Raw genomic sequence first — 13,445 nt, forward strand, 5'->3', positions numbered from 1 at the left:
TTTGACCGCAATGAAGGTATCCGTGAGTGGGAGTAGTGCGTTGACGTTGGGTGTGAACTCGCTTCCCGCGAACGAGCTGAGTCAGACGCTGTGGGTCGATCTGTTTCCTTGGCTGGACGACTACGTATCCGATCGTGCTGCGCTGCTCGAGCCGCTGGCACCGTCACCTGATTGGTGGTTCAGCGAAGCGCCGTCGTTCACTGTTCTCGAGGTCGATCTCGAGAAGGTTCTCTCCGAGCTGGCGTCCCTCTACATCGCTCACCACGCGGCAGCGGTATTAAGAGCGAGCTTTCCGCTACTTGGTGAAGATCTCCCGCTGGAGGCGTTGAGTCTGGATACTCGCGCAGTGACTGCACTGTCTCGGCTCACCACCGACAAAGCAATCGGCGGACTGCTGATGCACACGACCGCTGAGATCTTCGGCGTGCGCGGAACGAGCGAACAGACGGTGCACGACATAGTGCTCAACCTGTTGGTCTGTGCGGTCATGACGACTCCGCTCGCCCGCGTCGAGGCCACTGAGGAAGCAGGTGCCCCACCCGCGATCACAGCGCTGCTCGACGATCTCGCTCAGCTTGCTATGTGGCGACGGGTCCGAGGTCAGGACAGCAGACCACTCGTCACCGTCGAGATCGACGACGAATCTCCGGCCTCGATTCAGGAAGTCGCCGCCCGGATCTCGGCTCTGACGCCGAACGACTTGCCCGACACCGACCGTACCGACGCGATTGACGAAATCGACAATCTCTTCTCCCAGTTGGACGAGCGGGAGTCGTTGGTGTTGCGTGAGCGGATCGTAGCGCGAGTGCCGCAGCGTAGGGGAGCGATCGGAGCCAAGCTCGGAGTGGGCTCGGGGCGGGTCGGGCAGATCGAGGCCGACGTGAAAGCCAAACTCAACGCGGCGTGCGGATTCGGGACAGCCGTGGGGAACCTGCTTGCCAGCCTGCGCGTCGAGATTCAGCCGGTAGCTTCGCTTGATCGCCTCCTCGACGTGCATCCGAGCATCGCGGCGGAGGTGCCTGGTTACGGAGTTCCGCTGTGGTTGGTTCTGGACCGTCTCGACGACTACTTCGAGGTGACTGACGGTTGGGCAGCCGCTCCGGGCGTCGCGGAGGCCAAGAAACGGACTCAGACCTTGCTCGAGGACTTTGAGTCCCCGAACGGTGTGGTTGCACTCGACGACGTCGCCGAAGTGGTGTCGATGTCACGCGGCGAACTGGAGAAGTGGCTTGCGTGGTGCGGCGTTGTCGTTGTGGCGGAGTCTGCGCTGACGCGTGCGCGTCGGATCTCCGATCTGGCAGTCGGCGCGCTCGAAGCCGTCGGATCGCCGAAGTCCGTCGTCGAGCTAGTGGACTTACTGAAGTCCGATCGCAGTGAGCGGTCGATCGAGCGCGCGCTCGAGGCCGACGATCGCGTGGCGCTCGACGGCGCAGTGTGGCGGCTGCACGCCTGGGGAAGCGCGGATTCCGTTGGGGAGGAACCGGTTTCTTCGGGAGAGGCTGAAGAAGCCAGTGAGTTCAACATTGGTGGTGACGGGATAGTCCGGCGCAAGCGGACACGCAACACTGCGAAGACGCCAGAGTTGACTCGCCGCCTGTACCGGTCAGGTAGTACGTGGCGGTATCGACTGACTGTGACCGCAGATCATCTGCGGGGCTCCGGATTTGCTGTACCCGCCGGTGTTGCAGTCGCTGCCGGCTGTGTGCGCGGTGAGACCATCGAGTTGGAGAGCCATCTCGGCGTTCAAGCAGTTCGGTGGACCGGAGCGCAGCCGACGTTCGGCACTATCCGCCGATTCCTGCGTGAACTCTCCGCTGTGGAGGGCGAAGACGTGTTGCTCGAGCTGTGGCAAGACGGAACCTTCCGCGTGGTCCGACCGGCGATCGTTCACTCTGACATCGACCCACTACGTCAGGCACTTGCAGAGGTTGGCAATCGCGAGCCATTGCGAACTGCCGAGAGACATGTGGTGCGGATTCTCGCCGAAGCCGTGTGTCTGGACGGCGAAGACCGTCCACGAAAGATACTGCGCGCGTACGAAGATCGTGGTGAAGACGTGGTTTTGGACTTCCTGGAGGCGGCATGGAGGCGCGGCGAAGCATCCGAAATCGACGAGGTAGAGGGTAAGGATGCTTCCCATGACTGACGTCGCGGACACCCGCATAGTGGGCACCAAGATCCTTGCTGCGGACGAGTCCCTCGCCGGCGCCATCGGCTTGCACCACACCATCGCGACAGCGCTCGCCGATCTGATCGACAACAGCCTCGACGCCGAGGCCTCCCACGTGCTGATCAGGTTCGTTCAGGACGGCACACGGATCGTGTCGATGATGGTGATCGACAACGGCTCCGGCATGGACAGTGACACCATTGATTCCGCGATGACCTACGGCCGCCGACGCGACTATGCCGCCGGGGACCTGGGTCATTTCGGTGTAGGGATGAAGGCGGCGTCGTTGAGTCAGGCTCGGTTGCTCCGAGTGTGGTCTCGAAAGTCCGGGCACCCGACGCAGGGCCGCGAGATCGACTCGGCCTCAGTGCAGGGGCGTCAGTCAGTTTCGGTGATCGAGGACCGGCAAGCCGAAGAATTCTTCGACGCAGTCACGCCCCGCTTTCCCTTCGACACCGGAACTGTTGTCGAATGGCGCGGCATCACAACATTTCTCATGTCCGCGCACGCGGACGAGCAGACCAGCTGGCTCGAACAGACCATCAACGACGTGCGCAGTCACCTCGGCGTCGTATTTCACCGTCTCATCGAATCCGGCCGGATCGCTCTGACTGTGGATGTCTTCGACGTCGAAGCGGGACGCGCCGGCGCGCTGCGCACAGTCAGTGCCATCGACCCGTTCCGGTATCCGCGCACCGGCGACCCCAACTACCCTCGGACACTTACCGTGTCGATCGCCGGTGCCACAGTAACCGCCGAAGCTCACATGTGGCCCGCCCGGAGCAATGCACCGGAATTTCGCATCCACGGCGCCCCCGGCCGCGACCAGCAGGGGCTCTACTTCTATCGGCACGATCGACTCCTGCAGATCGGCGGCTGGAACGCGATAGTGCGGGGCCGACCGGACTACGGATTGGCACGAATTGCTGTCGATCTGAACGATTCTCTGCTGCAGCACATCACCATCAATCCCGAGAAATCGGGGGTGACGCTCGACGCCACTGCGTCGGCTGCCGTCGACGGGGCCGTCTTCACGGATTGCAACGGTGGATTCCGTTCGTATCTGACCGATGCCGAGCGCGTCGTGCGGGCAGCCCGAAGTTCTGCACCTCGGCCGATCAGCGTCATCGAGCCGGCGTCCGGCTTTCCGGAAGACGTGCTCGATTCCTTCAGCGACGCCTTCGAATTCAGCGTCGGTGATGATCCTGTTGCTGTGGGTTGGCGAGCCTTGGCGCGTGATCAGTTCTTCGAAGTCGACCTCAAGACTCGGACTTTGTGGATCAATGCGCGTTTTCGGCGTGATCTGCTCGGACGTCGCAGTCTCGACCCGGCTGATGCTCCGGTGCTCAAGACTCTTGTCTTCCTGTTGGTGAGTGAGATGTTCGAAGGAACGAGAATCGGCGCTCGTCAGAGGGAAAAGATGCAGGCGTGGCAGGAAGTGTTGATTTCCGCAGTGGCAGCGCACCGGGAGCAGGTAGTGCAGTGAGTGATGAAGTATTCCGTGCGGTTGCGCGTGAACTCGGTGACGGGTTTCCGCCCGAGAACGTGCTCTACCCGGTCAACGCGCGCCTGCGAGCGAGCTATCCGGATGGCCTGACCATCGCGGACATCATCGATGTGTTCCTCGATGAGAGTGCTGTCGGTGTACGAACGGCGCTCACCTCGCGTCTACGGCAGTGGGATGCGGAAAGTGTCGAGACGTGGGTAGGCTCGACTGTTCCGCAAAGTCCGGAACGGCGGGCTCGGATCTACGACTCGTTGGGATTGCCGGTCGACGCCCACGCCGAGATGGATGCGCACTTCCCTCGCGAAGGTGGGCCCGTTGTCATTGCGGCTCAGCAGCCGTGGGACCCCTGGTACACCTCCGAACGCCGCCGCGAGCACGACTTCTATTGGCGCGCTTACAAGCGAATTCTAGCCGACAAGAACTGGGACGAGGCGACAATCGGAAAGCTGGACATTGCAACCACTGAGGTTGTGCACCGGCTTGCGGATCCGACGCGGCCCGAGCCGTATCAGTCCAAAGGTTTGGTGGTCGGCTACGTCCAGAGCGGGAAGACGGCGAATTTCAGTGGCGTAGTGGCCAAGGCGATCGACGCTGGGTACCGCTTGGTCATCGTTCTGACCGGCACTATCGAGATTCTCCGGAGCCAGACTCAGCGACGCCTCGACATGGAATTGGTCGGTCGTCAAAACATCAGTGCAGGCGTGGACGACGACTACGCCAACGACGAGGACTGGCGAAACGGGAACTTTCTCGAACACGAAATCGATCCGAACAAGACCAATGAAATCCCGGCTATCCGTCGACTCACCACCTCGACCTTTGACTACAAGAGCCTGCTCGCGGGCCTGAGCGCACTGCACTTCGAAACCGTGGATCACTCCCTTCCGCTGAATGATCCGAAGAATCTGTACCCCAGCAATATTCGCATCGCGGTCGTGAAGAAGAACGTCTCCAGCCTCAAGAAGCTGGTGGCCGATCTGAAGAAAGTGCCGACCGAACTCGATCAGATTCCTGCCCTGATCATCGACGACGAAGCCGATCAGGCATCGGTGAACACGATCGATCCGAAGAAGATGAAAACCGAGCAGGTCGAGCGGACGGCGATCAACGGTCAGATTGCTGAGATCCTCGGTCTACTCGAGCGTGCCCAGTACATCGGTTACACCGCAACACCTTTTGCCAATGTGTTTGTCGATCCGGAAGACAGCGTCAACGTCTTTCCTTCGGACTTCATCGTCAGTCTCGAGCGGCCCGGCCCGTACATGGGTGGTGCGGACTTCCACGATCTAGACGATCTCGAAGACGACGACAAGACTCCGGCCAATTCGAACCAGAAAGCGTACGTACGGGATCTCCGGGCCGAGTGCGACGAGGATCGCTCAGCCGAGCAGTTGCGAGCGCTCGACTCGTTTGTCCTGACGGGGGCGATCAAGCTATTCCGGGAATCGAAGGGCGCCAAGCCGTATCGGCACCACACGATGCTGGTGCACGAATCGGTGAAGCAGGCCGAGCATGACGCCGTAGCCGACGACTTCAAGGCCTTGTGGAAATCGGCCGGATACAGCCAGGCCAAGAGTCTTTCCCGGCTGGACAAGCTCTGGGCCGAAGACTTTGCGGTGGTGAGTGCGGCTCGGGGCAGTGAACTGGAGAATCCTGGTTCGTTTGCCGAGTTGGAGGAATTCATCGGCGCTGCCTACGACAAGATTTCCGAGGGAACTAGCCCCGTTATCGTGGTCAACGGCGCGGCCGAGAAGGACTACAAACAGGATTCCCTCGATTTCCAGGAACGCGGCGTGTGGAAGATTCTGGTCGGCGGCACGAAGCTGAGTCGCGGCTTCACGGTCGAGGGCCTGACCATCACTTATTACACGCGTCGAACGGGCCAAGCTGACACATTGATGCAGATGGGACGATGGTTCGGATTCCGCCCCGGGTACCGAGACTTGGTGCGCCTGTTCATCGGCCGCACGGTTGGCGGACCCGCCGGCGCGGACTACGACATGTACAAGGCGTTCGAGGCGATCGTTCGGGACGAGCAGGAGTTCCGGAACGAGCTCACTCGGTTCAGCGGCGTGAACGAGAAGGGCGAACCGTGGGTCACTCCACGCGATGTGCCGCCGATGGTGTTTCAGCAGCTGCCGTGGCTGAGGCCAACGGCTCGAAACAAGATGTTCAACGCCGATCTGGTTTATCGAGGCATGGGCGGTGAAAGTTTCAGCTTCACGATGCAGCCCCCGCGAGGTGACGGTTCGATCAACGCTCGGCACTTCGACGCGGTTGCACCATTATTGAAGTCGTTGGGCGAAACAGGGTCCTTCAATTTCGTTGACAAGGATGATGTTTCGCGATCGTTCACTGCGCGATACGGCATTGTCCCTGCCCATGTGGTGTTGGAGGCAGTCGACCAGTTCGAGTGGGCGAACGGGTGGGATTTCGGTCCCCACCGCGAAGCGCTTTCGACCGCAATCGAATCCGGATTGCTCGAGGATTTTGCAGTTCTGCTGCCGTACCCCAAGACCCGGGAGCCGATCGAGATCAAGGGTTGGCACGAGAAACTTCCGATCGTCAATCGCAAGCGTCAGGAACGCGAGTACCGAACAGGTTTCACCGGTACGGCCGTCCGTGAGCGCGATGCGATCGAGCACATTGCGGGCAGCCCGAAGAAGAACGGTGGACCGCTTGCGGGTGCTCTTCATCGGAAGACTCGCGGTGCATTGATTCTGGTATTGGCGAACGATCCGGCTCCTCGTCAGTTGAAACGGGCACAGGCTGGTCCCGTGGACTCGCGCGATTTTGCGACGTTGTTCTCGTACGCGCTTCCGCACGCGGCGGAGCCGTTGGGGCGAATCGGTTTTCGGGTGAAGCAGTCAGGGACAGGGGCGATCGTCGATGCGAACTAGGTGTGTTGTGGTGGGAGACAGGAATGGGTTCTGATGGCTAAGACGATTGCGACGATCAACCTCAAGGGCGGCGTCGGTAAGACGACGATCACCGCGGGGTTGGCCGAGTTCATGTCGCTCGAATTCGGTCAGCGCGTGCTGTTGATCGACCTCGATGCGCAGATCAATCTGACGACGATGATGATCAGTGAGGATCACTGGCTCGAACTCAACAAGCAAGGGCTGACCAGCGCAACCATTTTCCGCGACGCCGTCGATGGCACGTCGAACTTCGATCTTGAAGCCTCGATTCAGCGCGGAGTTTCTCCGGTCAAGCGAGTGACGGGTGTGGATCTGCTTCCCTCATCTCTCGATTTGATCGAGCTACAGGAGGAGATCAGTGCCCTTCGGGTTGCTGATCGGAACTCCACCAAGCCGGTTGAATTGTTGAGGGATGCCGTCGCCCCGGTGATGCCGTACTACGACTACGTTCTGATCGATTGCCCGCCGAATCTCGGGCCGATCACACTCAACGGATTGGCCATGGCTGACGGCTACGTGATCCCCACGATCCCGGATGTGCTCTCCACGTACGGCATTCCGCAGATCCAGACGCACATCGCGAAGTTCGGCAAAGAACTCGGCCGTGAACTCTTCGAACTCGGGTTGGTGATCACCAAGTACAAGTCCAACTCGGCGGTGCACCGCACGACTGTGCGAAATCTTCGACGCGATCCCAACGTCCCTCACGTATTGCCGGAGTATCTCGCGGAGTCGAATCAGATTGCCGCGTCGGCGGAGTTTCACCCGTACAGCACTTTGAAGGTGAAGTACGGCAATGCAGGTCAGTTCGATCAGATGCGTGCAATTACGCAGAACATTCTCACGGAAGCGCAGGCGAAGCTATGAGTGCGGGTATCGATGAGGCGCGTCGTCGCGTGCAGGTGCAGGAAACCGGTGCAGCGCTCCTCAAGTTGGGAGCAACCAATGCCTCGGCATCGGTGTTGCTGGCCAAACTGGTTCAGGTAGTTGCAGAGGAAGCTGCCCGTACCCCGCGCTTCGCGAAGGCAATCGAAAGCGCTTTCGCAGTTCCGTCGGATGGATCCGCCGTTGTGGTACCTGCTTCTGCGCCGGCGCCGCGTCGTCGTGCTGCTGTACCGAAGGTGAAGCGGGAGCCGGGGGCTTTCGACCCGTTCGATGTCTTCAAGGTCGATGGGGAAGCAGCGCTGCTGGAGCGTCTTTCAGCCCTCGATGCAGACGGGATCAAGGACATCATCGCGGAGCAGGAGATCGACACGCACAAGGAGACCGGCCGTAAACGGAAGGTCGATGTGCTGGCGGTCTGGACCGTCGAGCGGGTGAAGGCACTGACCTCGAAGGGCAGTGCGTTCCGGTAGGGGCTCCTCCTCTCAGCGCGCCGTTGTGGTCCTTGGGGCCGCCAGATTGGCGCACTGGTTCGCCCGACTCCTTCATCAGTGGATGGCGATACCACACGAGTGGCTTCGAATGATTCCGCGCGGCGCCGGCTAGTGTGTGAACTTGCGGGTTGGACGCTTACCAGGAAGGCGCATAGTGGCACCTTCGGTGATCTCCGAGTTTCTTGACCCATCGCCCGCCGCGCTGGAGGCGCAGTGGAAATCGGTACTCGCACGTCAGGAGGTACCGAAGGGAAGCCGACAGGTGCCGTTCGTTCCGAGCGAGGTCGTGTTGTCGCTCTGCGCATCGCTGTTGGTTGACCATCGCCGGTTCGGTAGCTCTTCTGCACATCGAGCGGGAATGCCGGTCCAGCATCTTGCGAGTTTGTTCAAACGTCCGCCCACGAGCTTTATCGCAAAGATGGCGAACCTGGATGGAACACGTAGTCATGGCGGGCGATATGAGGTCGAAGTCGCGTCGTTGATGCTTTCGGACAGCGTGTTGATGCAGGACGTATACCTTCGAATTCTGCGGTCGGCGCGTTCCCACGGAATTGACGAACATGCGTTGCCAGACTTCCTCGAATTGGAAAACGGCGAAACGCTGTGGTTGGCGGGACAAGAAGAGTTAGTCCAAAGTGAGATCGAGAGATCCTTGGAGCAGTCGCTCGAAAAGTGGTCTAGCGAGCGTAAAGATATCCCCATCGCGACCACCCAGCGATTGCTGACCTCGAGGGTTCGGATCGGCCAGCATCGGTTCGCCGCTGGCGTACTCAGCAATCACGAGCACCGCTGCGTGTTCTGTGGCCTTAGCGCGAACATCGGTGGCCGACGCCGGCCGCGCCTCCTTACTGCAAGCCATATCAAGCCCTGGCGAGACAGCACTGACAAAGAGCGACTTGACCGTCGCAACGGCTTCACCGCGTGTCCGACACATGACATTGCCTTCGATACGGGGCTCATCACCGTCGATGAGGACTTGAACCTCCATTACGCGCCCGGCGTCGAGAGCGATATGGAGATCGAAGGTCCGCTTCGCGCCGCACTCGGGAAGCCACCTCTGAGAGACCGATTGATCTTGCCGGACAAGGCGGAGCGTCCGGATGTTGTCTATCTGGACTGGCACCGCACGCAGATCTATGTCGCTTCGTGACTTCGCCAGCGAGCGCTCTGCGGAGCAGATCGAAGATGAGCCAGACTACTTAACTTGTGTAATACCAAGATCACCGTCGACGCCGTCTGCATCATCGCCGCACGCACAGTCACAGTCACCGCCGCAACCGCCGGGATTGCAGTCTCCGGCGTAGCTGTCGTCATCGGCGTCGCAGTCGAGGTCTCCGCCGAAGGATTCAGCAAAATCGTCGTCGAGTTCGTGAGTGAAGTCGTGAACCTCGTCGATCAGGTTCAGCAGATGCTGCGGAGCGAAGGGATCGGCGTCGAGCATCGTGGAGACCAGTAGGTGGTCGCCGCTGAAGGCGAAGCGGAGGCGCGGCCATTCCTGCGCGAGTTCGATGAGTCGAGTCGCAGCGTGCGAGGGATTGCCGAGGCCGGTCAGAACCGAAGACCAAACGTTGATCTGGGGTCCGTCGTCGGCGACGGTCACGTAGGCGACAAATCCGTGAACCGGCACGACAATGTCGCCGTCGTCATCGGTGGCAGGCTCACTGCCCAGCAGTTCGGCGAGGGTCTGGACGCACAGGTGAACCAACTCGTCGCGCTCGTCCGTCACCAAGGCAATTGCGCCGTTGATGTGGAGGGGCTGGTCGGCGGTCGTGTCTTGGTCGCTCATGGATCCTCATGTTCTGTGCCAGTCCGAGCAGGCGCTGGGCACTGTTTTCGTGCGGTAGCTGTCAGGTCTACGGTAATCGGCGCACACTATTTTCCGCGCAGTGGATGATCAAAGATGCCTGGGTAGGTCCGTGTTGATCTGGACTTGACAGCCGACCAGCGACGAGATGCGAGCCCCGACAAATCGGGCAACCTTGTGGCAGTGAGTATCTCGGCTGTCGGTAGGTAGATCTAGCCTCCATACATGACGGGTCAGCGAGTTCGGCGAGCTTCACATCTGCGTTTGGTACCTGCATATCAAGCGACGCAAAGCCAGATGAAGGTCCTTACGCCGAGGCAGATGCGGAATCAGCGTCGACGGCCGGAGGTGGCGAACTTTGTCATGCGGATCGAACTCGATTGCATCACGCCGCCTATTTGGAGACGGTTTTCGGTTCCGTCGAATATCGAACTGGACCAACTTCATTCGATTGTGCAGGCGGTGATGGGGTGGGGAGATCAACACGCTCATCAGTGGGTGAGTGTCCATCATTCAACGGACAATGGCCCAGATCGGTATATCGCGCCAGATGTGATCGAGCGCGACGGATACCAGGAAGACGAGTTTGGTGAGGACGAAGTCCGGATCGACGAGGCAGTTACCGCGGTAGGGGAGTACGTCCGTTATGAGTACAACGCCCGCGCAAGGTGGAGTCACACGTTGGTTCTCGAGCAGATTGTCGAAGACCAGCCGATTCCTGAGCCATCCTGTCTCGACGGCGAGAGAGCGTGCCCGCCGGAGGATTCTGGCGGTCCGATCGGGTATCGCGAGTTCCTGAATGTGCAGGCGAGTACCGGACTGTTCGATCCCGAACGTTTTGTTCCCGCAGAGTCCAATGCAGCAGTCACCATTGCAGTGGCACTGCATAAGTCACCACCTGTGGGAAGCTCGGTGTTCGAGAAGTTCTTGCGCCGCCTGTCGGTTCATTCCGCGCCGAAACTGTTTGCCGCAGTTGCCAAATCGGAGCTTCGTGGCGGATATGACAACTATTTCGAGGTGATGCGTGAAGGAGCAACCCGCCAACTGCTGTGGCTGCTGAACTCCGCGCGAGGTGGTGGGATTGTTTTGACGGCGTCCGGGGCACTTCCTTCGGACCATGTTGCGGCCGCCCGAGACGAACTCGATTGGGGCAGCGACTGGATCGGTGTCACGGCAGGGAGTGACTCGCAATTAGCAGTACTCGTTGAAGTCGCAAAGACACTGAGATTTGTCCGGAAACTCCGAGGCACATTGCTTCTGACTCGACTCGGCGCGTCAGTGCTTGCATATGAAGGCGAGCTGTGGCGTCACATCGTGTCGGCCATGCCGTTGGGAAAGGGTGAGTTGGCGCAGGAAGCCGGCCGAATTCTGTTCCTTACGTTGGCTGCCGGCTTGTCGGAGTCCGAACGTAGTGAAGTGATGATCGAAGGCCTCACGGCATTGGGTTGGTCGACAACAGACGGAACACGACTCGGGGACGACGATTGGACGTGGATGGTGCGAGACACTCTCGTGTACTTGCGAATGATCGGGGCGATTGTCTCCAATCCGCTGGACCAGCATGTTTCCGCCGATCCCGAGTGGGGCCGACGGTTTGCCAGGATGGTCCTGTCGATGTAGGTATGCGATCGAATCGAGCATCGATTTCAATCGATGCGGAGTTGTTATATGCGCTGGAAGCGCACGATTTTACTGCGGCGGAAACATGAATATTTTCGGGTGGGAAAATATCGGAGTTTTTCTTCGAAATTGCCATCATGCTATGGTCGATTCTCAGTTGTTGAATTGCGTGGTCGAGCCAAAAGCTTGCGCAGAAGATTTATTTTGTGGAGGTTGGGTTTCCGAAAAGACGAAGTGCGTGTTGCTAGTCAATTGAATATGTGACCGGTGTTGGTATGGCGGTCGCTCCTAGGGCGTGCAGAAACGAAGCGCAAAGATCCTGAACAGGGGTTTTGTGCTTTGCTCTGCCGATTATGTGCGAAGGATGTGGCATGTGACGGGGTCCGACATGGTCCAGTTCAGTACCTTGGTAATTGTTTCACTGCTTGTTGCTTTTTATGGTGGAACATTTCTGATTTCTCTTCGTATTGGTAAGAAACAGGAAAATGCCGACGGTTTTATGACCGCCGGAAACAAATTAGGATTTGGTGTTTCGGCCGCGAGTATGACGGCCACCTGGATTTGGGCGTCGTCGATGTACGCATCTGCCACTTCTGGCTACACCTACGGAATCTCCGGCCCCATTCACTACGGTTTGTGGGGCGCGTTGATGATTCTCTTCATTTATCCGTTCGGCCAGCGAATTCGTAAAGTGGCACCGAAAGCCCACACGCTGGCTGAGGTCATGTACGCGCGGCACGGACGCTCGAGTCAGCTGATGCTCGCGGGTTCCAATATCGTCGGCAGTCTCATCAGTTTGATGTCGAACTTCCTCGCTGGTGGTCTGCTGATCGCGTTACTTTCGCCGTTCAACTTCATCCAGGGTGTGTTCATCGTTGCGCTGGGCGTTTTGCTGTACACACTGTGGTCGGGCTTCCGCGCTTCGGTGTTGACCGACTTCGTTCAGCTGATCGGAATGCTCGGTGCGGTAGCGGTTTTGGTGCCGTTCATCTTCTTTGCGGCAGGGTTCCCGGCAGCCTTCGAATCCGGGGCAGGCAACCTCACTGCTGAGCAGGGCAACTTCTTCTCGAGCGTTGCCTTCTTCGAGCAGGGCGCGCCGTACATCGCAGCAGTTCTTGCCTACGCAATCGGCAACCAGACCATTGCCCAACGTCTGTTCGCGGTCCGCGAAGACCTGATCAAGCCCACCTTCATCACCGCAACCGTCGGATACGGCGCAACGGTCATTGGTGTCGGAATGCTGGGTGTTCTCGCTCTATACCTCGGAATCGAGCCGATGGATGGTGACGTCAACAATCTGATTCCGCAGATGGCCGCGTCGTACCTGCCCGGAATTTTGCTGGCCGTCTTCTTTGTCATGATCATCGGCGCGCTGTCATCGACGGCAGACTCGGACCTTGCTGCGCTCTCATCCATCGTGATGACCGACGTTTACGGCCAAGCCGTCGCAGGCAAGGCCAATGCGAACCCTCGACGGATGCTGCTCATCGGCCGAGTAACGATGATAGTTGCCACGGCGGCGGCTATCTCCTTGGCAAGTCTGCAACTGAGCATTCTTGATCTGTTGGTGTTCGTCGGCGCGCTGTGGGGCGCGCTGGTGTTCCCGGTTATCGCGAGCTTCTATTGGGGAAAGGTCACCAACAAGGCCTTCACTGTGTCGGTGCTGGTGGCGCTTGTAGCCTTCTTGCCCGTCCGATTCAGTTGGGTGCCGATGGATGGGATGTTCGGGATTTTCTCCGACATCGTTGCCGTTGTCGGTATCGGAGTGGTGCTGGGGCTCATGGCATTTGGATTCTTCGGCCTGAAGGTTGCGCAGATCGTCGGTGGCCTGGCGATCGTGCTGTCCGCGCCGTTCGCAATCGGCTTCCTCCACGACTACCCAACGCTCAGCGGATCTTTGGTGGCCTATGCCGTCAGTACCGTCGTGTGCTTTGCGATGTCCGTCAATCAGCGTGAGACGTTCGATTTCGAACTGATCAAGCAGCGGACGGGAGACTTCGACGATGACGAGCTTCCTGCCGTGGGAGCGTCCGGAAAGTAACCGTCG

9 protein-coding genes are annotated in these 13,445 nt (G+C 59.3%); 8 read left to right on the forward strand and 1 reads right to left on the reverse strand.

Features of this window, described 5'->3' with window-relative positions; genetic code table 11:
• The first annotated feature begins 22 nt into the window (after positions 1 to 22).
• The 6 genes from RhoBH5_RS26215 to RhoBH5_RS26240 all read left to right on the forward strand — a co-directional run bounded on the left by RhoBH5_RS26215 (position 23) and on the right by RhoBH5_RS26240 (position 9,124).
• Positions 23 to 2,146: a hypothetical protein gene (locus RhoBH5_RS26215; RefSeq protein ID WP_235808486.1), complete on the forward strand. Its 2,124-nt coding sequence runs from the start codon at positions 23 to 25 to the stop codon at positions 2,144 to 2,146.
• Complete coding sequence (locus tag RhoBH5_RS26220) at positions 2,139 to 3,656, forward strand: ATP-binding protein (protein WP_007729274.1); 1,518 nt, start codon at positions 2,139 to 2,141, stop codon at positions 3,654 to 3,656. Before RhoBH5_RS26215 ends, RhoBH5_RS26220 begins: the two co-directional genes overlap by 8 nt.
• On the forward strand, positions 3,653 to 6,577 hold the full coding sequence (locus RhoBH5_RS26225; protein ID WP_270008966.1) for a Z1 domain-containing protein: 2,925 nt from the start codon (positions 3,653 to 3,655) through the stop codon (positions 6,575 to 6,577). Before RhoBH5_RS26220 ends, RhoBH5_RS26225 begins: the two co-directional genes overlap by 4 nt.
• A gap of 33 nt (positions 6,578 to 6,610) precedes the next feature.
• The gene (locus tag RhoBH5_RS26230) at positions 6,611 to 7,465 is read left to right on the forward strand and encodes a ParA family protein (protein ID WP_003940667.1); all 855 of its coding nucleotides are present in this window, start codon (positions 6,611 to 6,613) and stop codon (positions 7,463 to 7,465) included.
• A complete protein-coding gene (locus RhoBH5_RS26235) occupies positions 7,462 to 7,953 on the forward strand; it encodes a hypothetical protein (protein ID WP_042447940.1) in 492 nt (163 codons plus the stop codon). Before RhoBH5_RS26230 ends, RhoBH5_RS26235 begins: the two co-directional genes overlap by 4 nt.
• 175 nt (positions 7,954 to 8,128) lie before the next feature.
• Positions 8,129 to 9,124: an HNH endonuclease gene (locus tag RhoBH5_RS26240; protein WP_054825839.1), complete on the forward strand. Its 996-nt coding sequence runs from the start codon at positions 8,129 to 8,131 to the stop codon at positions 9,122 to 9,124.
• Between the two features lie 45 nt (positions 9,125 to 9,169).
• On the opposite strand, the gene RhoBH5_RS26245 is transcribed toward RhoBH5_RS26240, so the two are convergent.
• Positions 9,170 to 9,760 (reverse strand): T3SS (YopN, CesT) and YbjN peptide-binding chaperone 1, encoded by a 591-nt coding sequence (locus RhoBH5_RS26245; RefSeq protein WP_270008967.1) that lies wholly within the window; start codon positions 9,758 to 9,760, stop codon positions 9,170 to 9,172.
• 381 nt (positions 9,761 to 10,141) lie between these two features.
• Here RhoBH5_RS26245 and RhoBH5_RS26250 point away from each other — a divergent pair, with 381 nt between their 5' ends.
• Positions 10,142 to 11,398: a plasmid pRiA4b ORF-3 family protein gene (locus tag RhoBH5_RS26250; protein WP_270008968.1), complete on the forward strand. Its 1,257-nt coding sequence runs from the start codon at positions 10,142 to 10,144 to the stop codon at positions 11,396 to 11,398.
• Positions 11,399 to 11,786: 388 nt separating this feature from the next.
• The gene (locus RhoBH5_RS26255) at positions 11,787 to 13,439 is read left to right on the forward strand and encodes a sodium:solute symporter family protein (protein ID WP_270008995.1); all 1,653 of its coding nucleotides are present in this window, start codon (positions 11,787 to 11,789) and stop codon (positions 13,437 to 13,439) included.
• The last annotated feature ends 6 nt before the right edge of the window (positions 13,440 to 13,445 follow it).

It is taken from the genome of Rhodococcus sp. BH5, assembly GCF_027583855.1.
GTDB lineage: Bacteria > Actinomycetota > Actinomycetes > Mycobacteriales > Mycobacteriaceae > Rhodococcus_F > Rhodococcus_F qingshengii.